This is a genomic window from Paenibacillus kribbensis, assembly GCF_001705305.1.
GTDB classification, from domain to species: Bacteria; Bacillota; Bacilli; order Paenibacillales; family Paenibacillaceae; genus Paenibacillus; species Paenibacillus kribbensis_B.
The window spans coordinates 36,698-55,519 of sequence record NZ_MCBP01000012.1 but is presented as its reverse complement, the minus strand read 5'-3'; the positions used below and the strand labels follow the sequence as shown (position 1 = coordinate 55,519).

Sequence of the window (18,822 nt, the reverse complement as noted above, 5' to 3'; positions counted from 1 at the left end):
GTAAGGATACTTATCTATGACAAGAAGACTTTCAAAAACTGATGTTAGCTGTTTGCGGATGAGCTCTCCCGTATGACAAGCTTGGTCCCAATCACGCTGTGCGCAGGCGCTTCACGTCCTTCAAACCGTTCAGAGAGCAGTTGAACGGCAGCCTTTCCCATTTGTTCGGGATAGGCGCGCACAGTGGTTAACGGAGGCTGTACAAAGGCAGCCATATCAATGTCGTCAAAGCCGACGATAGCCATATCCTCCGGTACCTTGACTCCATGTCCATGAAGGGCGCGAAGGGCACCGATGGCGAGCGGGTCGCTTGCAGCGAAGCAGGCCGTCGGTCTTTCCTGTCCGGCAAGGAGCTCGTTCATCATCCGATATCCATCTGCGGTACTCCAGGCGCCTACACGGACGTATTGAGGATTGTACAACCCCCGTTCCCGCATGAACCGTTCAAAATAATGCGCCCGTCGCTCTCCGTCGCTTCTCCCGCCAATAAACCCGATTTGTCGGTGGCCCAGCTCGATCAGATGTCCGAGTGCCTGATCAACTGCTTGCCGGAAATGGAGGCGTACGGAATCGTACTCCAGCTGTTCATCGTACTGGTCGACCAGGACAATGGTGTCCTGGTCAGGATGCAGCTTGATCACCTCTTCAGGATCAACGCCGCCCACAACAATCAGACCGTCCGCCTTCTGCAAGGTAGCGATGGAAGAGCGGCCTCGCAGAGTCTGTCCCAGCGTCAGGCCAAGCTCTTCACAGCGCAGCTCAATACCACGGCGGATCGAGGCGTAGTAAGGATCATCCCGTTCCTCTTCAATGGAACACCAGAGCAGGAGGGAGACCGTTTTCCCGGCACGCTCCGTGTTCTGCTTTAATTGCCTCAACCGGGAAGGCTTGTATTCAAGTTGTTCAGCAATCGAAAAAATTCGATTCTTGGTGTCTGGACTCACGGACAGAGACAAATCGTTATTTAAAACCCGTGAAACGGTTGCGGCAGACACACCCGCTTCACGGGCAATGTCTTTAATGGTTGCCAAAGAGCTCACACCTTTTAGTTAATAATTTTACTAAAAATTTGATTTCATCCTAGCACATCCGAATGATCTTTTCAAGATGGCAGTTGAAACTTAAGATTACTTTTGATCTACCGTAAAAGGATAAATAATGATAAAAGCAATTGAATCTGGAGAATGATCGTAAAAAACTCCGCTGATTCAATTGCTTTTTACTTGTAGCGAAAAGCAGCTATTCGATATGAAAATGTTCCTTCAAACGCTTGATGTCCGCTCTCGGAGGAGAACCGAACATACGGGAATATTCACGGCTGAATTGAGACGCGCTTTCATAGCCGATCCGGAATGCGACATCAGCGGCATCTGCCGACTCGGATAATAAAAGACGACGGGCCTCCTGCAGGCGCAGCTGCTTTTGAAATTGGAGTGGACTCATGGCCGTTACCTCTTTAAAGTTCCGGTGAAATGATGAAACGCTCATACTGGCTACCTCAGCAAGCTCCTCGATCCGCAGAGGCTTATCATAATGATGAATAATTTGTTCAATAGCTTCTCTAATTCGGTACGTATTGCTGTCCTCCATAGCAATCTGTCCCAGTGTAACTCCATACTGCCCTTGTAAAAGCCTGTATAATATCTCCCTTACAAACAGAGGAGCCAGAAACGGAATATCCTTTGGTTGGTCCAGCAGACGGGCTAATCTGAGGATCGCATCCATTAAATCTGACTCCATCTGGCCGACAAACAGAGCCCGCTTCGCATTTTCCTTTGGCATAGGCTGGATTTCAGAATTATTTAAAACCTCTAAAATCTGACTCTGTGTAAATTCAAGCTTAAAACTCAAGTAAGGCGCATCGGGAGAAGCTTTGATGACTTGGCCGACCACCGGCAGGTTCATGGATGCAATCAGGTAATTGGCAGGGCCATACGTAAAACGTTCCTGTGCGAGAAATACTTCTTTCAAGCCTTTAGCTATAAAACAGAAAGAAGGCTTATATATTCTGTAGGCCGGCTCAGTCGTATGGGAATAGCGGATAAAAAACAAAGTTGGGATTGCCGTCTCATGAACTCCCTCCCGAAGACAGTGACGCTCAATCAGATCAGCCAGCTTATTTTGCTGCTTATGTATTTCCTCAGGCATGAATACCTCCTTATTCGTTGGTTAATGCTCATTATAAACAATCAATATGGATGATGCTATTGCCCATAAGAGGATTAGGCAAGGATTTAAGATAAATAAGATAACGGTTTACTTTTCAATTGCTGCATAATAAAGTTACACCTTATGAAATTATAAAAGCAATTGAAATCCTATATCCATTAGGAGCTGAATAAAATGGAAAAAATAATTCGATGGTATGAGAAAATTCTGATTAGAAGATTGCGAGTCCTTGTCGATTCAGAAAAAGAAGCGGTTTTTAGGGAGCTGTATCAGGAATATTTGAATCACCTTTATTCTAAATATGGTAGACCACCGCATCATCCAGAGTATGCAAAAGCCAGCATCAATAAGAATATAGGAGCGACAAGATCTGTATGGTGAGAAATCGATTATTCATCATATAACAATGTGTTAACGTCCTTTTTGTTTATGAATGCGTTCTTGTTGCTGTAGTCAGATTATGATGATCAGATTCATAAAAAATTATAACAGAGGAGTGTATAGAGTTATGGAATATGTAAAACTTGGCCGTACCGGCCTGGAAGTTTCCCGTTTGTGTCTGGGCTGCATGAGCTACGGAGTGCCTGAACGGGGAATAGCACCATGGTCACTGAATGAAGAAGAGAGCCGACCATTTATGAAGAAGGCACTCGAATCAGGAATTAATTTCTTTGATACTGCCAATATATACTCTGATGGAACCAGTGAAGAAATTGTCGGACGCGCTTTAAAGGAAATGACCCGCCGGGATGAGGTGGTTATTGCTACAAAAGTATTCTTCCGTATGCATGAAGGTCCAAATGGTGCAGGGCTTTCCCGTAAGGCGATCATGAACGAAATCGATAACAGTCTGAAACGCCTGGGTACAGACTATGTTGACCTGTACCAGATCCACCGTTGGGATAATACTACACCTATTGAAGAGACAATGGAGGCACTCCACGATGTAGTCAAAGCAGGCAAGGCCAGATATATTGGAGCATCTTCAATGTATGCCTGGCAATTCATAAAGGCACAGCATGTGGCCGAGCGCAATGGCTGGACCAAGTTTGTGTCCATGCAAAACTATTTGAACCTGCTGTACCGGGAAGAGGAAAGGGAAATGTTGCCGCTCTGCCGTGAGGAGGGAATCGGTGTCATTCCTTGGAGTCCGCTGGCAAAAGGGCGATTAACCCGGGATTGGGAAGAGACAACTGCGCGTTCAGAGATCGACGAGATTGGAAAGACACTTTACTCCAGAATGGCCGATGCGGATCGTAAGGTTGTCGAGAGAGTAGCCGAAATTGCTGCCCAACGCGGTATTCCGCGTGCCCAGGTTGCTCTTGCATGGGTGCTGCAAAAAGAACCAGTCACTGCACCAATCATTGGGGCGACCAAGCCTCATCATCTGGACGATGCGATTGCCGCACTGTCGGTGAAGCTGAGTGCGGATGAGATCGCGAGTTTGGAGGAACCTTATGTACCTCATCCAGTTATGGGGAATCTGAGCTAAAGAACGGGTGGCTACACCGCTTCGCTGTAATCGTCTAATTTTACATGGAAAGGAAGAAAAATGATGCAAAAGCGAGTACTTGGAAAAAGCGGTTTGGAAGTATCTGCAATCGGTCTCGGTTGCATGGGGATGAGCTATGGTTATGGCCCTGCTTCAGATGAGCAGGAGATGATTTCAGTTATTCGGGAAGCCGTTGAACGCGGCGTTACCTTCTTTGATACTGCTGAAGTGTACGGACCATACATTAATGAGGAGCTTGTAGGGGAAGCGCTTCTGCCTGTCCGGGATCAGGTGGTGATTGCCACGAAGTTCGGCTTTGACATTCAAGACGGCAAGCAGGCCGGAATGAACAGTAGACCGGAGCATATCAAAAAAGTTGCCGAACAATCGTTAAAACGGCTTAAAATCGAAGTCATTGATCTGTACTATCAGCACCGGGTAGATCCGGATGTACCGATTGAGGAAGTGGCGGGAGCAGTACAGGATTTGATCCGGGAGGGCAAGGTTAAGCATTGGGGGCTATCCGAGGCTGGTGTGAAGACAATCCGCCGCGCACACACGGTTCAACCGCTGGCCGCAGTCCAGAGCGAATACTCCCTGTGGTGGAGACGTCCTGAGGAAGAGCTGCTGCCGACCCTGGAGGAACTGGGTATCGGTTTTGTTCCTTTTAGTCCTCTAGGAAAGGGATACTTAACGGGTAGCTTCAATGCAAATTCATCCTTTGCGGATGGGGATCTGCGCCATATTCTTCCGCGCTTTACTCCAGAGGCTTTGACGGCCAATCAGGCTCTGGTAGATCTGCTGAAAGAAGTAGCTGAGCGGAAAAATGCAACTCCTGCTCAAATTGCGCTCGCTTGGCTGCTTGCTCAAAAATCGTGGATTGTTCCGATTCCGGGCACCAGAAAGCTGAATCGTCTGGAAGAAAACCTGGGAGCAGCTAATGTTGAGCTAACACCGGAAGATTTACATGCGATCGAGTCCGCAGCCTCGAAGATTACACTGGTAGGGGACCGATATCCGGAAGAGCTGGAAAGAAGAACAGGGCTCTAAGCGGAGGAAAACAGCAAGCAAACTTAACGTATGATAAGGGTAGAAAAGTTTCTCCTCATATCTAACGACATGGGGTCAGTCCCCTTTAACGATCATTTTTTCGCTGTAGCCTTTTTAAGGACAAAATCCCTCCTTTTGTAACTCTATTTCAACTTGGTCTAAATAACAAAAGCATGGCTGATAGGTGCTTGTTAGAGAAAGTTAATATTCCTCAAACCTGTAACTGCTCTCGTCGAGAGCAGTTATGCCTTTATTAGGGCTAATCTCAGCGTATAACCTAGATTTTGTCTACATAGTGCTATACTCATGACTTGATTCTTATGGTTGAACATAAAACAGTGAAATAGAATAGTAAAAGGGTTCGGACCAACAGAGCATAGAAAGCGATGGAGATAGATAGTAATAGTAAATAAGTAAATAAGTATATGTTGAGATTCGAACAATAAAATTTGTGATGGTTAGGAGTTGTATTGGATGCAATATAACAATCCCGTAATATCGGGCTTTTACCCCGATCCGAGTATTTGCAGGGTTCGCGATGATTATTATCTGGTTACAAGTTCATTTGAATATTTTCCCGGTGTACCTATTTTCCATAGTAAAGACCTTGTCCATTGGAACCAGATTGGTCATTGTCTCACTTCAGAACAACAATTGCCTTTGGCCAATGCCTGGAGTTCAGGAGGCATCTTTGCGCCGACAATTCGATATCACAACGGCTGGTTTTATATGACAACGACCAACACAAGCGGGATTGGGAATTTTTATGTGAAAAGTTTGCAGCCAGGCGGTCCTTGGTCTGATCCGATAAAGGTTGATCAGTCCGGCATAGATCCGTCCCTTTTCTTTGACCAGGATGGTCGTGTGTATTTTCAATCATCAGCCACGGAAAGTGAAGGTCATGGCATTTATCAATGTGAGATTGATATTGAAACTGGAAGAAGGCTGACAGAGACTCGGCTGATCTGGAAGGGAACGGGTGGGGCACACCCCGAGGGACCTCATCTCTACAGAATGAATGGGTATTATTATCTCATGATCGCAGAAGGCGGGACAGAGTATGGCCACATGGTGACGATTGCGAGAAGTACAGATCCGTATGGCCCATATGAGCCATGTCCGTACAACCCTATTCTTTCAAATCGAAGCTTGCATAGCAGCATACATGCGACCGGGCATGCAGATTTGGTACAGGCACATGATGGCAGCTGGTGGGCTGTTTGCCTGGGGATCAGGCCCGTTTCATATCCTAGGCGTCATCATTTGGGCAGAGAGGTATTCCTTGCACCGGTTAACTGGACAACGGACGGCTGGCCTCTTCTAGGTAACAATGGAAGGATTGAACCTGTCATGGACGCACCGCAGCTGTCTGCGTTCCCATGGGCCAAAAATATAATAAGAGATGACTTCAATCGTTCAGACTTGGACATGGAATGGATATTTTTGCGAAATCCCAAGCCAGATAGCTGGACGTTGAAAGAGCATCCCGGATATCTGACCCTTCGTGGTAACGAGATGACTTTGGATGATACGGGCTCTCCTGCATTTGTAGGTCGTCGGCTTTGCCACTTCACATGCCATATTGCAACCTTGTTGGAGTTTGAACCTGTGAACGATGGCGATGAAGCGGGATTAACTGTCTATATGAACGAAAAATACCATTATGATCTTGCCATTACTTTAATGAATGGACAGAAAAAAATGGTACTCCGCAAAACCGTAGGTTCATTGCAAGTGGAGAAAACATATGATTGCCTGCAAGGGCCTGTCATTTTGCAAGTAGAGGCTCAGCCCGAACAATTTAAATTCTCTTTTTGTCATCCGAAGCTTGAAGCTGTTGAGGTGGGAAAGGGGGAAAGCCATCTGCTTTCAACCGAGGTTGCGGGCGGTTTCACTGGAATAATCATTGCCATGTACGCATCTTGTAAATCCGGATGGCCTGCTCCGGCACGATTTGACTGGTATGATTATGAACCCATAGAGTAAGCGTTTGCAGGCATGTTATTGATTTTTTCGATATGATATTGGTGACATGCCATAGTTTTTTCTAAATTGACGAGCGAGATAATTGCTGTCATTGAACCCACATTGGTAAGCGATCTCTGTAATGGAAAGGCAGGTATTTTTCAACAGCATACAGGCTCGCTCCAACCGAAGTCGTTGAAGGTAAGCAATCGGTGAAGTCTGGTAATCGTTTTTAAAGATTCGGTTCAAATGCCTCACAGAGATCTCGGATTGGCCTGCAATTTCGTCAAGCGTAATGGATTCGAGATAGTGATCTTCAATATAGGAGATCGCGTTGGCCAGATGCATCAGGTGACTCTGTACGCCTGTTTCCTGATGATCATATTGCCTTGACAAATAAACGATGAGTTCCATAAATCGTGAAGCCAGCATGGTTTTGTAGCCCTGATGTTTCTTTTGATATTCTTCAACCATGATGGATATTAGCGAGGTAACGTACTCCAGGCTCGTAATACTCAAGTTTAGCTTGCTTTCAAATGAGTGGATATTGCGATAATGTGGTTCTAGGATGAAGAGGGCCTGAAAACCTTTTAAGGTTCTAAGATCAGGTCCTGCAAGTTTAAGCATTTCAGGTCTAAACATAATGTTACAGATTTTCAGGTCATGAGGATCTAGATAAGCATGAGAAGTTCCGCCATTAATAACGAAAACATTCCCCTTTTTGATAAATGAGGTTTCGTGATTCACGACATGTGTAGCATTGCCATGGAGCACGATCACAAGCTCAGAGAAGTCGATATGTCTATGCTGCTCTGTATTTTCCTGATGTCCGCCGTATTGTATAAAAAAAGGAAACTGTTCATCGGTTGTAAACCATTCCAGATATACGTTGTTCAAAATTAAACCACCCAATGTTGTCTGATGTCTATATCATGCTATAAAAGGGACTTAAAAATCAAGGTTTAACCGCGGAGCGTCAATTATATTTTACATATAACTGGTATTTGACAGTGTATTCTATTATCAGGCGGTCCTTTTTTTATTTCATTGTAAACGCATTCATTAATGGTTTAGTGGTTCATCATTCAGACCAAGACAAGGAGGAAAGATAGTCATGAAGGAGATCACCAGAAACAAGCTGGTAATGTTACTGCTGGTCAGTATATTAATCGCTTCTGCAGGCTGCAGCAGCTCAGGGGATAAAGCAAGGCCTGGAAATTCGCAGGAAAGCAATGATTTGAGTCCAATCACGTTTACATTCTTTGGAGCAGATGCAAGTCCGAACTGGAATAAAATGCAGGATGCCGTAGGCAAAAAAATTACAGAGCATACGGGTGTAACCATTGATGCAGAGTATGATATAACAAGCGCCGGGGGAAACGACCGAATTTCATTGATGGCGGCTAGCGGAGATTACCCGGACTTGATATATCCTAAAGGCAACTTGTCCAGATTGGTGGATGCAGGTGCGATGATTGATTTAACGGATTTAATTGAGAAGCATGCGCCTAACCTGAAAAAGGTGTACGGAGAATACTTTAATCGTCTAAAATACAGTAATGATGATCAGGCTATCTACTGGATACCGACGAACGGAGCTGTGAATCAGACCTCATTTGATGCTAGAGGTGGATTTTCCATACAACATCGAGTAGTGAAAGAACTCGGGTATCCCCAAATGAAAACGATTGAAGATTTTGAAAACATACTTCGTGAATTTTACAAGAAAAATCCGACAACAGAAGATGGACAATCAACAATTCCTCTTACCTTGGTTGCTGATGGGTGGAGAAGAATGGTTACCGTTACAGATCCGGCGGTTGATGCCACCGGTGCACCGGGAGACGGTGAGTATTATATAAACCCGCAAACTTACGAAGCGATGCTGCATTACAAACGTCCTGAAGAGAAGAAATATTTTCGGTGGCTGAACAAAATGTTTAATGAAGGGCTGTTGGACAAAGAGAGCTTTGTTCAGAAAGATGACCAGTATAAAGCCAAAATTGCCAGCGGTCGTGTTCTGGCTCTTATAGATCAAGACTGGGCTTATGGTGATGCAGAGAATGCGCTGAAAGCTGCTGGCAAGGATGATAAGACTTATGGACACTATCCAGTCTCACTGGATAAAAGTTATAAACGGACTGATTTCCAAAAGATTGGTTTTGATGGTTACGGCATAGGAATAACTGTAAATTGTAAGGACCCTGTACGCGCCATTAAATTTCTGGACTGGTTGGCTTCCGAGGAAGGACAAATTTTGCGTAATTGGGGTATCGAGGGCGAACACTATGTGGTCGAGAATGGAATCCGGAAAATTCCGGAAGACATTCAAAAGCGTAAAAATAAAGACAATAGTACTTTTTCTCGGGAGACTGGTATCGGGTTGTATTATGTATTTAGTGCGCATTATGGAGACGGAGTCAAGGATTCAACGGGCAATTATTACACGACAAACTTCCCTGAACAAATTCAGGCCAATTACTCTCAAGCTGAAAAAGAAGCTCTTGCTGGATATGGAATCAGCACATGGAAAGAGTTGTTTCCTTCAGAAAGAGAATTTCCGGTAAAAGAGTGGGGGGCCGCTTACAATATGCCTGTTCCAACAGATAGCGGTGACTACAATGTTATTTATCAGAAAATCCAGGATATTATCCAAAAACGCATTCCTGAAGCTATTGCCTCATCTCCTGGCCAATTTGACACCATTTATGACAATATGCTAAGTGAGATCGACAAGGTAGGTGCAGTTAAGATGGAGCAACAGTATACAGAGTGGATCAAGGATAGGGTAAGACTCTGGACGGGCAAGGATATTTAAAACATCGCTATAAGAGCTATGGCTAGCATATGCTGGCATCGAAGCTTATACCGGATTTTCTGGACCTTATTCCAGCCCTGGAACTGACCGGAAGCGCCTCGGTAAGAGAACTCCTGTCCACAGAGCTGATTATCAGGGCGTCATCCATTCGTCAATAATCCCATTCGTCAAAAATCCGTTGGAACTCAGACCCATAAGGAGGATAACGACATGTCTAATCGTCTTCGTATCGGAATGGTTGGCTACAAATTTATGGGCAAGGCTCACAGCAACGCTTACCGCAGTCTGCCCATGTTCTTCCCAGATGCCCCGCTGCAGCCGGAGATGTCCGTCATCTGTGGACGCAACGAACAGGGGGTTCAGGCGGCTGCCCGCCAGTTCGGCTGGACCGAGAGTGTTACCGATTGGCGTGATCTGGTGAAACGTAACGATATTGATCTTATTGACATCAACGCCCCGAGTGATGCCCATAAGGAAATTGTCGTTGCGGCTGCCCTCCATGGCAAGCATCTGTTCTGTGAGAAGCCGCTTGCGCTCTCGCTGGCGGATTCCCGTGACATGCTGCAGGCAGCAGAGGAAGCGGGTGTCAGACATATGATCGGCTTCAACTACCGCTTTTCTCCGGCTGTCCAGCTGGCAAAGCAGCTAGTCGAGAGCGGTCGTCTGGGCAAAATCTATCATTTCCGTGCCTTTTTCCTTCAAGACTGGGTCATGGACCCGTCCTTCCCGCTAGTATGGCGGCTGCAAAAGGAAGTGGCCGGTTCTGGCGCTCATGGTGATCTTGGCGCCCATCTGATTGATCTCGCCCGGTTCCTGGTCGGCGAGTTCCATGAAGTGATCGGCATGAGTGAGACATTCATCAAACAACGCCCGCTGGCTTTGGAGATGAGCGGACTGAGTTCCAAGGGGAGCGCCGAGGCGAATGCACCGATGGGAGAAGTGACAGTCGATGATGCCACGCTGTTCCTGGCACGCTTCGCCGGAGGTACGCTGGGCAGCTTCGAGGCCACACGCTTTGCTGCCGGACATCGGAGCACAAATTCATTCGAGATCAACGGGAGTCTGGGCAGTGTGCGGTTTGACTTTGAACGAATGAACGAACTGGAAGTGTATTTCACACAGGATGAGGAGAACGTTCAGGGCTTCCGCCGCGTGCTCGCCACCGATCCGGCACACAAGTACTCCGAAGCCTGGTGGCCTGCAGGACATACGATCGGATTCGAGCATACCTTCACCCACGAGATGCTTGAGATGTTGAGTGCCATCTCCGAAGGACGGCAACCTGTGCCGAACTTCCACGACGGTGTCGCTTGTCAGGCCGTGCTTGAAGCGGTGGAACGATCCATAGAGGAACGACGCTGGGTATCCATTGAAGAAATGTAACATTACATTCCGAAAGGTGAGTGGATTTCAGATGAGCAAGGCACTAATTGTATGGGGTGGATGGGATGGACATGAGCCAGAGCAGGTGGCGGCCATTTTTGAACGTATTCTGAAGGAAGTGCGGTTCGAGGTAGAGGTGTCTAATACCCTTGAAGCCTACCGGGATGCGGAGAAACTGCTTGGCCTGGACCTGATCGTTCCGCTGTGGACCATGGGACAGATTGAGCAGGAACTGGTCAATAATGTCTCAGCAGCGGTTCAAAGCGGCATAGGTCTGGCAAGCTGCCATGGCGGCATGTGTGATGCCTTCCGGAACAATGTAGACTGGCAGTTCATGACAGGCGGGCAATGGGTTGCACATCCCGGCAATGACGGGGTGGAGTACATGGTGAACATGAAACGCGGCTCCAGCCCGCTTCTAGACCATATTGAGGATTTTCAGGTCAAAAGCGAGCAGTACTACCTCCACGTAGACCCGGCAGTTGAAGTGCTGGCAACCACACGCTTCCCGGTCGTACCAGGACCACATTCGGCCAATGGGCAAGTGGATATGCCTGTTGTATGGACGAAGCGCTGGGGGAACGGCCACGTCTTCTACAATTCGCTGGGACATCACGCGGATATCATAGATATGCCTCAAGTGACCGAGATGATGCGCAGCGGGTTTCTGTGGGCTGCGGCAGGCAAACAGGCGGCGGCTGCTCGGGGTAGCTCCATGGCAGAGGGTTATACGGGCATGGCAGACAGCCAGCAGCAGTAGCGTGAACAGGATGAAGTGGCAGGCCACTGGCAGAGATTTTGGCGGCCTGTATCCTCCATGGTAGGAAAGGGACTGAGTGCAGAAGGGCAACAGACAAGACGGTATCGGATGCAGTAAGGGAATGCCATTATCCATTTTTTCTGAAGGAGAAGGGAGTCCAGGCATGAACAAAATGAAAGTGGGCATTATCGGTTGTGGTAAAATCAGCGGGATTTACATGGAAAATTGCCATCGCTTCGACATTCTGGAGCTGTCTGCAGTAGCGGATCTGGACCATATCCGGGCAGAGGAGCAGGCGGCAGCGTACAACGTTCCGAACGTATATTCGGTAGATGAGATTCTGGCTGATCCGGAGATCGAACTCATCATTAATTTGACCATTCCGGCCGTTCACGCCGACGTAAGCCTCAGAGCCCTTGAGACAGGCAAGCATGTCTATGTGGAGAAGCCGCTTGCGGTCACCCGTGAGCAGGGCCAGGCTGTTTTGGAGCTGGCCCGCCACAAGGGACTGCTTGTCGGCTGCGCACCAGAGACCTTCTTCGGCTCCGGGATACAGACGTCATTGAAGCTGATTGAGGACGGGGTTATTGGCAGTCCGGTAGCTGCTACGGCCTTCATGATGAGCCGTGGACATGAACATTGGCATCCCGATCCTGAATTTTATTATACTGTCGGCGGTGGCCCGATGTTTGATATGGGGCCTTATTATTTGACGGCCCTGGTGCAATTGCTTGGTCCGATTGCCACTATCTCCGGCATGACAAGCAAGGCGATGGACCAGCGTACTATTACGAGCGAGAAAAAGAGAGGGCAGACCATCTCGGTCGACATTCCGACCCATGTGGCCGGATTGCTACGCTTCGAGCAGGGGGCTGTCGGCACGCTGATTACCAGCTTTGACATCTTTGGTGGAAGCACTCTGCCTCCGATCGAGGTATATGGTACTCATGGCACGCTGCAAGTGCCTGATCCGAACACGTTCGGAGGGCCGGTTCGCTACAAGCTGCTGGGCGAGCAGAAATGGACAGATGCCCCGCTGCTGCCGGGCTACCAGGAGAACACACGTGGCATCGGCGTTGCCGATATGGCCTACGCTGTCCGCACCGGACGGCCTCACCGCGCCAGCGGTGAACTGGCCTACCATGTGCTGGAGGCGATGTGGGCGTTCCATGATTCCTCCGATGAGCAAACGTTCTATCCGATGCAGAGCACATGCCTGCGCCCGGCTGCTTTGCCGGAAAACCTGCCCTTGTATACGTTGGATGCATAAAGTATCCTATTATTACCAGAATTTTGGACTGGAAGAAACGGAGTGAAGCGAACGCGACGGAGCTATCTGAGTTTGATATGTCCGCCATGCATGTAAAAATGTGTGGTTTATAAGGTATGTTTATCCGGGGAGGTGTAGAGATGAAATATTATGCTGTGTTTTTAACTATGTTGGACCAGGAAAAAAGCCAAGCCCATCGTGACGAACATCTTGCTTATTTGGAGGAACAACGCTCTAAAGGACGCATCTTTGCAAACGGCCGCTTTGCAGATGGATGGGGAGGTATGGTTATTTACAAGTCGGAATCAATCGATCAAGTTCAAGAATGGGTGGAAAATGATCCTTACGTCATCCGAAAAGCGAGACGTTACGAGATGCATGAGTGGGAAATGGTAATTTGATGTTATGTGGCATGAAAAACTGTCCGATCTTCCGGCGATATCGATTAGCCCCGAATGGTATTGCTACCCGGAAAACAAAAGGCCTTGAATCTCAGAGAGAGTGGATTCAAGGCCTTCTCTATTCGTTTTAAAATGTTAAGCCCGATCAGAAAACCATGAGTAGGGGGATTAAAATGACGATAAAAGACACAGTGGCCCGAGCGATTGCCAGGAAAGCAGACGCTAAAGTAGGAGAGATAATAGGTAAAACTACCACCAAGGTAGCTGAGGAGATTACAACCCCGATACCTTCCGATTGGGCAATGGGTGGACTGACCAGCGCTGGTATGGAGACGAGCGTTACGAATAGTTATAGGTCTGGATACATCGACGTGTCTAAGGTGAAGAGACTCAGACTGGAAAATAACACAATTATGTATAGGATTAACTTGTACAACGCGGTGAAGCAGATGCTGCGGCAAGCTGCGTTTGATATTAATTATTACACTGTCGATGATGACGTTTACTTTGTAAGAATTGTAGTTGCCGGTACAAGTAAAACATCTTACCAAGTCTACGCCATAGACATCACAACTACGACAGAATCTATATTTGTACCTAGCGCACTTAAATTTGGATTTATGCCAAGTAATGATGCGGCAACTAACGCGGTTGCACTACAAAGGGCCGTTGATGCGGGAGGCACGATAAGGGTAGAACAGGCAGGCATCTACGATATCGATAGAGCGATAAAGATCGGGGACAACGTCACTCTAGATTTTGGTCCAGGTGTCTTTTTAAGGCGCACCACATCAAACGGGTACGTACTCGTCAATAAAGGGGCATTTACTCGTAGTTACAATAAAAACATTGTAATTAGAGGTTTAAAGCTAATATGCAACGGTAAAGAATCCACTGCGGGCTCAGACTTAATTACGGGATTGAGAGGTCAAATCTCTTTTTTCTACGTTAAAAATCTCACAATCGAAAACTTCGAATGTCTCGACCTCCTATCCTATAGTTATTGCGTACAGATATGCACCTTCGAGGATGTGACCATAGACAAGATACGAGTAGAGGGCGGCAAGGACGCGGTACACTTTGGTAGAGGCAGTAGCTTTGTGGTCCGTGATGGAAAATTTAAAACGTACGACGATCCTATAGCGCTTAACGGGCATGACTACGATACAGGAAATCCACAGCTTGGTTGGATCGAGAATGGCTTAATAGAAAACTGCTACGATTTAGCCGCTGCATCTACGACTGGATACTTCTTACGTGTTCTCGCCGGCGCTTGGGTTGATTGGTTTTCCGGCATGGAGCTGCAAAAGTCAGACACAGTGGTAAGTAATGGGCGATTGTACCGAGTTGTCGCAAACCCTGACGGCACTAAGTACACATCCATGACGGCACCTACACACACAAGCGGGACGGTTACACTCGACGGTAATATTAAATGGGCAATGATACAGGACGATGTTACCTACACGGCAGGCTGTAGAAATATCCACTTGCGAAATATCTATCTACAGAAAAATAGACCCGTTGCTGTTAGTATCCACTTTGACAAAGACAATTACTCCCGTAGTTACTACCCAAACGCAATACCACCCATCCAAAAGAGTATCATTTTGGAAAACATACACATGCAGGCTGACGTGCCCCGATTAATCACAGCTACTACTCCCGTCGACACAATAAAGCTTATAAATAGTGAGATAATGAATACATCAATCGTGCTTAATAATATAATCACCACTGGTATGACTTACAGCAACACCAACCTTATTATGATGGGTGTGACGTTCAAAGGTACTGGAGGGCAGAGGTTAGTAAATTGCGCGGGCGGCAGAACGGTATCTGTTAAGATAGTCGGGAGCGTCGTAGAGAATGCAACCTACGCACCTACTTTTTCGTCTGGCGTTACGATCATATCTAGGGATATATAGGCCACAAACTAAGCGGCCAGCTAGAATTTAGCCGACGGGTGAATGTCGGCGCGCAGATTTGCATGAGCGGTGAAGGTGATGGTTGAACCATCGAAAATGGACGGAACAGATCGAGTGTACCGTACTCGTGTGTGAGGCGGAGAATGACCACTTTTTTGCGGGCCAGCCAGAGCGACTCTATCACGCTTTAAAGGGACCCAAAACGTATCAAATCTGGTCCCTCTCTTTTCGTTGTCACAAATTTGCTCCTTCGGTTGTCTATAAATTCTTTGTTGTTAAATTCACCAATTGAATTCATTTAACAACTGATAATATAATGAATACAGACTGTAGGACAAGAGAAGAATCGATCAATGTGTGTCTATCTTAACCAGTCGCCTCATTTTTCAAAGGCAAAGGAGCTGAGGAAACATATGTGTACAACCCATGTTCTAAGTGTTCCAAGCGCAAAAGCACCTTTCGAAAAGACAACTATTGAGCGTAGAGAATTACGGCCTAACGACATTTTAATCGATATCAAGTATTGCGGGATTTGTCACTCAGATATTCACATTGCCCACAATGATTTTGGCAATGGGGTTTATCCAATGGTACCAGGGCATGAGATTGCAGGGATCGTGACAGCAATAGGAACAGAAGTTACAAAATTCGTTGTTGGGGATCGCGTTGGTGTCGGTTGCTTTGTTAACTCTTGCGGAGAATGTAAATTCTGCCTCAGAGGTGAAGAGCAATTTTGTACAAAAGGCGTAGTTATTGTATTTAATTCAACAGACTACGATGGAAATCTTACTTACGGTGGATATAGCCAAAAAATTGTTGTAAAAGAACATTTTGTTGTTCGTATCCCAGACAGCTTGGATCTGGCTGTAGCAAGCCCGTTATTATGTGCCGGTATCACCACTTACTCTCCATTAAAGCACTGGAACGCAGGTCCTGGTAAAAAGGTGGCCATTCTGGGGATGGGCGGACTCGGTCATTTAGCCGTTCAATTTGCTCATGCCATAGGCGCTGAAGTTACTGTCTTGAGTACAAGTACGAGTAAAAAAAATGAAGCCTTGAGCTTTGGGGCAGATCATTTCTATGCTACCACTGACCCCGCAACATTTAAGGAATTGGCTGGTCACTATGACATCATCATAAACACAGTGTCTGCAAATATTGATGTTGATGCATATCTATCCCTGCTTGAAGTAGATGGATCACTTGTAAATGTTGGTCTGCCAAACAAACCAGAACAGTACAATATTTTCTCCCTATACGCAGGACGTCGCAGCATTACTGCTTCAAATGTTGGTGGAATTCAAGAAACACAAGAGATGCTCGATTTTGCTGCTCAGCATGGTATTGCTCCTAAAATAGAGGTAATCCGTGCCGATCAAGTGGATGAAGCATTTGACCGTGTGCTGCACAACGATGTGCGTTATCGGTTCGTGATTGACATGGCCACTTTATAAATAATTAAAAGAGCCCGTAAACATAAAATATTCGTGTTAAACATCAGCATTATGCTGATTTTGATTTTTTCGAATATATGGTTGATGGAATGAATGAATAAGTATTATTAGTTACCAAATGGTTAGTATAAAACATTAAGGTGCCTACTTCACAAATAACACGAGTGTACTTATTATGGATTTGAAAACCAAGTAGCAGGTGAAAGGAATTGGACGATGACAATTGAAGCGAATAAACAACAGATGCACCGGTTTACAGAGTTCATTAATACAGCTAGCGTAAAGCTGGCAGAAGAACTCATTGCTCCAGATGCGATTTTCTATGTCCCCGTACAGGAAGATGCGATGAAAGGACCGGATGGATATCTTGCAATTATCCAAATGATGCGAACTGGCTTCCCTGATATCCAATGGACACTGAAGGAGATGGTTGCTGAAGGCGATACGGTGGCTGCGCGATTCATTATGCGAGGTACACACCAAGGCAGTTTCTTCGGTTTTCCTCCAACAGGGAAAACCATCGAGGTTCAAGCGATGAATTTTTATCGATTCTCTGGTGGACAAATTGTAGAGGAATATGGTCAACCCGATATGCTTGGATTACTTCAACAGATTGGCGCTGTTCCAAGGCCGTAAAACATTTGTTCGTCTTAAAATGGAAGGCTGCAAAGAAAGCCTTCCATTTTAGACGAACAGCCCTTGAATGAGCTATACGCATCAAGACATCGATTCATTCGAGGCTCTCTCTTAAAATCTCCAATCCTCTTCTTAGTTCCTCTAAAGAACTAGTGGATGAAAGCGCTATTCTTAGATAGTTATCTTCCGCATTCCCCCCGCTCAGAAACCGATTGGAATGAAATACACGAATCCCTTTTTCCAGGAAAAAACCTTCAGAATAAGCTTCGTCCATAACTTTTGGTAAAGGAAGCCATCGATAAAAACCCAATGGATGTCCCCCGTGGAGAGTATTTGGGAAGAATTCAGCAAATAACTGATTGGCCGTCTGGGCCAGTTGTTTTTTCTCTGCAACTATCGTATTCGCTTTTCCTGACAAAATCAGCTCGGTTATGATCTCTGCGTCCAAAGAGGATGTCTTGACGTTGACGTTGTATATGGCCTTCATCATTGTGTCTTTGAATACTTCGTTAAACACGATATAGGCCACTCGAAGACCTGAGCAGATGGATTTGGCGGTGCTACAAATATAAACCGTTTGTTCAGGGAGCAGCTGATACATCGGCTGACCATAATGATCTATAATGCCCGCTGACAAAAAGGCATGAATGTCGTCCTCAATCAGGATCAAACGATGTTTTTGAATGACCTGAGCTAATTCTTTTTTTCGCTTTTCCGGAATTATAATGGTCGTGGGATTAGCGCAGGAAGGCATCAAAAACACACCATGTAAATTCGATTGAGAACATTGGTCTTCCAGAGCTTCAGGTAACATCCCATACTCATCACCGGCAATGGGGACTAGTTTGATACGAAACATTTTGGAGACTTCAATAAAATTGGCATACGTATACAGGTCAACCGCAATTCGATTTCCGGGTTCAAACAGTGCAAAGAGTGTAATAGCTAATGCATTTTGCGCTCCCGAAACGATGGCCATATGTTCAGTATCGGCCTGGATGCCAAAAGCCTTCATCCAATTGAGTGCAGCCAGTTTCTGATGCGGGATACCTGCAGGATCATTGTAATTCAATAGCTGCTCCAGATAACTTTTCTCCACCACGTGCTTTACGGCCTCAGTTACCAGATCATTGGTTTGCTCAAATGAGGCAACAAAGCCAAGGTCAATATATACGTTCGAAGATGGATCTTTTGAAATGGTGACCGACCGAGCCGCGTTGGCTGAAACAAAGGTGCCGCTTCCGGTCACGCCATGAATTAAGCCTTTAAGTTCGCAAAGCTTGTATGCGCGTGTAATCGTTGTGAAGTTCACATCCAAAAAGTCGGCCAGCTCCCGCTGCGGGGGAAGTTTTGTACCCGGAGCCAAAAATCCATGTCTGATGTCATGCTCCAGCAATAGGGCGAGAGAGCGATAAAGCGGTCGTTGCAATCTATCCCTGTCAGGTTTCCACGACATCGGATAATGTTCAAACGAATTAAATGGCATAGCACACCTC

At 46.3% G+C, this 18,822-nt stretch carries 17 protein-coding genes; 13 read left to right on the top strand and 4 right to left on the bottom strand.

What is annotated here, in order from left to right; all coding sequences use genetic code 11:
* Positions 1-44: 44 nt before the first annotated feature.
* Positions 45-1,031, bottom strand: a complete 987-nt coding sequence (locus BAZ21_RS19940) for a LacI family DNA-binding transcriptional regulator (protein WP_068504426.1) — start codon at positions 1,029-1,031, stop codon at positions 45-47.
* A gap of 208 nt (positions 1,032-1,239) precedes the next feature.
* Positions 1,240-2,148: an AraC family transcriptional regulator gene (locus tag BAZ21_RS19935; RefSeq protein ID WP_068504424.1), complete on the bottom strand. Its 909-nt coding sequence runs from the start codon at positions 2,146-2,148 to the stop codon at positions 1,240-1,242.
* Between the two features lie 195 nt (positions 2,149-2,343).
* Between BAZ21_RS19935 and BAZ21_RS19930 the strand changes: the two genes are divergently transcribed.
* The 4 genes from BAZ21_RS19930 to BAZ21_RS19915 all read left to right on the top strand — a co-directional run bounded on the left by BAZ21_RS19930 (position 2,344) and on the right by BAZ21_RS19915 (position 6,697).
* Positions 2,344-2,550, top strand: a complete 207-nt coding sequence (locus BAZ21_RS19930; RefSeq protein ID WP_068504422.1) for a hypothetical protein — start codon at positions 2,344-2,346, stop codon at positions 2,548-2,550.
* 127 nt (positions 2,551-2,677) lie between these two features.
* On the top strand, positions 2,678-3,661 hold the full coding sequence (locus BAZ21_RS19925; RefSeq protein ID WP_068504420.1) for an aldo/keto reductase: 984 nt from the start codon (positions 2,678-2,680) through the stop codon (positions 3,659-3,661).
* 63 nt (positions 3,662-3,724) lie between these two features.
* Positions 3,725-4,711, top strand: coding sequence for an aldo/keto reductase (locus BAZ21_RS19920; protein WP_068504418.1), 987 nt, complete (start codon positions 3,725-3,727; stop codon positions 4,709-4,711).
* A 474-nt stretch (positions 4,712-5,185) separates the two neighbouring features.
* On the top strand, positions 5,186-6,697 hold the full coding sequence (locus BAZ21_RS19915; protein WP_068504416.1) for a glycoside hydrolase family 43 protein: 1,512 nt from the start codon (positions 5,186-5,188) through the stop codon (positions 6,695-6,697).
* A 15-nt stretch (positions 6,698-6,712) separates the two neighbouring features.
* On the opposite strand, the gene BAZ21_RS19910 is transcribed toward BAZ21_RS19915, so the two are convergent.
* The gene (locus BAZ21_RS19910) at positions 6,713-7,573 is read right to left on the bottom strand and encodes a helix-turn-helix domain-containing protein (protein ID WP_068504415.1); all 861 of its coding nucleotides are present in this window, start codon (positions 7,571-7,573) and stop codon (positions 6,713-6,715) included.
* A 217-nt stretch (positions 7,574-7,790) separates the two neighbouring features.
* Between BAZ21_RS19910 and BAZ21_RS19905 the strand changes: the two genes are divergently transcribed.
* The 9 genes from BAZ21_RS19905 to BAZ21_RS19870 all read left to right on the top strand — a co-directional run bounded on the left by BAZ21_RS19905 (position 7,791) and on the right by BAZ21_RS19870 (position 17,326).
* On the top strand, positions 7,791-9,494 hold the full coding sequence (locus BAZ21_RS19905) for an ABC transporter substrate-binding protein (RefSeq protein WP_068504413.1): 1,704 nt from the start codon (positions 7,791-7,793) through the stop codon (positions 9,492-9,494).
* A 29-nt stretch (positions 9,495-9,523) separates the two neighbouring features.
* Entirely contained in the window at positions 9,524-9,652 is a 129-nt protein-coding gene (locus tag BAZ21_RS28650; protein ID WP_256022025.1) for a hypothetical protein, read from the top strand.
* Positions 9,653-9,704: 52 nt separating this feature from the next.
* Positions 9,705-10,877 (top strand): Gfo/Idh/MocA family protein, encoded by a 1,173-nt coding sequence (locus tag BAZ21_RS19900; RefSeq protein ID WP_068504411.1) that lies wholly within the window; start codon positions 9,705-9,707, stop codon positions 10,875-10,877.
* A gap of 31 nt (positions 10,878-10,908) precedes the next feature.
* The gene (locus BAZ21_RS19895; RefSeq protein ID WP_068504409.1) at positions 10,909-11,637 is read left to right on the top strand and encodes a ThuA domain-containing protein; all 729 of its coding nucleotides are present in this window, start codon (positions 10,909-10,911) and stop codon (positions 11,635-11,637) included.
* 163 nt (positions 11,638-11,800) lie between these two features.
* Complete coding sequence (locus BAZ21_RS19890; RefSeq protein ID WP_068504666.1) at positions 11,801-12,907, top strand: Gfo/Idh/MocA family protein; 1,107 nt, start codon at positions 11,801-11,803, stop codon at positions 12,905-12,907.
* A 140-nt stretch (positions 12,908-13,047) separates the two neighbouring features.
* A complete protein-coding gene (locus BAZ21_RS19885; protein ID WP_068504407.1) occupies positions 13,048-13,308 on the top strand; it encodes a YciI family protein in 261 nt (86 codons plus the stop codon).
* Positions 13,309-13,481: 173 nt separating this feature from the next.
* Positions 13,482-15,236, top strand: coding sequence for a hypothetical protein (locus tag BAZ21_RS19880; RefSeq protein ID WP_256022018.1), 1,755 nt, complete (start codon positions 13,482-13,484; stop codon positions 15,234-15,236).
* A gap of 413 nt (positions 15,237-15,649) precedes the next feature.
* A complete protein-coding gene (locus tag BAZ21_RS19875; protein WP_068504662.1) occupies positions 15,650-16,690 on the top strand; it encodes an NAD(P)-dependent alcohol dehydrogenase in 1,041 nt (346 codons plus the stop codon).
* Positions 16,691-16,933: 243 nt separating this feature from the next.
* Positions 16,934-17,326: an ester cyclase gene (locus BAZ21_RS19870; protein WP_256022015.1), complete on the top strand. Its 393-nt coding sequence runs from the start codon at positions 16,934-16,936 to the stop codon at positions 17,324-17,326.
* Between the two features lie 94 nt (positions 17,327-17,420).
* On the opposite strand, the gene BAZ21_RS19865 is transcribed toward BAZ21_RS19870, so the two are convergent.
* On the bottom strand, positions 17,421-18,812 hold the full coding sequence (locus BAZ21_RS19865) for an aminotransferase-like domain-containing protein (protein ID WP_068504402.1): 1,392 nt from the start codon (positions 18,810-18,812) through the stop codon (positions 17,421-17,423).
* Positions 18,813-18,822 lie beyond the last annotated feature (10 nt).

Coding starts and splice junctions, on each gene's coding strand:
- BAZ21_RS19865 (WP_068504402.1), bottom strand. CDS start 18,812: ATGCCATTTAATTCGTTTGAACATTATCCGATGTCGTGGAAACCTGAC.
- BAZ21_RS19900 (WP_068504411.1), top strand. CDS start 9,705: ATGTCTAATCGTCTTCGTATCGGAATGGTTGGCTACAAATTTATGGGC.
- BAZ21_RS19880 (WP_256022018.1), top strand. CDS start 13,482: ATGACGATAAAAGACACAGTGGCCCGAGCGATTGCCAGGAAAGCAGAC.
- BAZ21_RS19885 (WP_068504407.1), top strand. CDS start 13,048: ATGAAATATTATGCTGTGTTTTTAACTATGTTGGACCAGGAAAAAAGC.
- BAZ21_RS19890 (WP_068504666.1), top strand. CDS start 11,801: ATGAACAAAATGAAAGTGGGCATTATCGGTTGTGGTAAAATCAGCGGG.
- BAZ21_RS19870 (WP_256022015.1), top strand. CDS start 16,934: ATGCACCGGTTTACAGAGTTCATTAATACAGCTAGCGTAAAGCTGGCA.
- BAZ21_RS19925 (WP_068504420.1), top strand. CDS start 2,678: ATGGAATATGTAAAACTTGGCCGTACCGGCCTGGAAGTTTCCCGTTTG.
- BAZ21_RS28650 (WP_256022025.1), top strand. CDS start 9,524: ATGCTGGCATCGAAGCTTATACCGGATTTTCTGGACCTTATTCCAGCC.
- BAZ21_RS19915 (WP_068504416.1), top strand. CDS start 5,186: ATGCAATATAACAATCCCGTAATATCGGGCTTTTACCCCGATCCGAGT.
- BAZ21_RS19895 (WP_068504409.1), top strand. CDS start 10,909: ATGAGCAAGGCACTAATTGTATGGGGTGGATGGGATGGACATGAGCCA.
- BAZ21_RS19920 (WP_068504418.1), top strand. CDS start 3,725: ATGCAAAAGCGAGTACTTGGAAAAAGCGGTTTGGAAGTATCTGCAATC.
- BAZ21_RS19905 (WP_068504413.1), top strand. CDS start 7,791: ATGAAGGAGATCACCAGAAACAAGCTGGTAATGTTACTGCTGGTCAGT.
- BAZ21_RS19875 (WP_068504662.1), top strand. CDS start 15,650: ATGTGTACAACCCATGTTCTAAGTGTTCCAAGCGCAAAAGCACCTTTC.
- BAZ21_RS19935 (WP_068504424.1), bottom strand. CDS start 2,148: ATGCCTGAGGAAATACATAAGCAGCAAAATAAGCTGGCTGATCTGATT.
- BAZ21_RS19930 (WP_068504422.1), top strand. CDS start 2,344: ATGGAAAAAATAATTCGATGGTATGAGAAAATTCTGATTAGAAGATTG.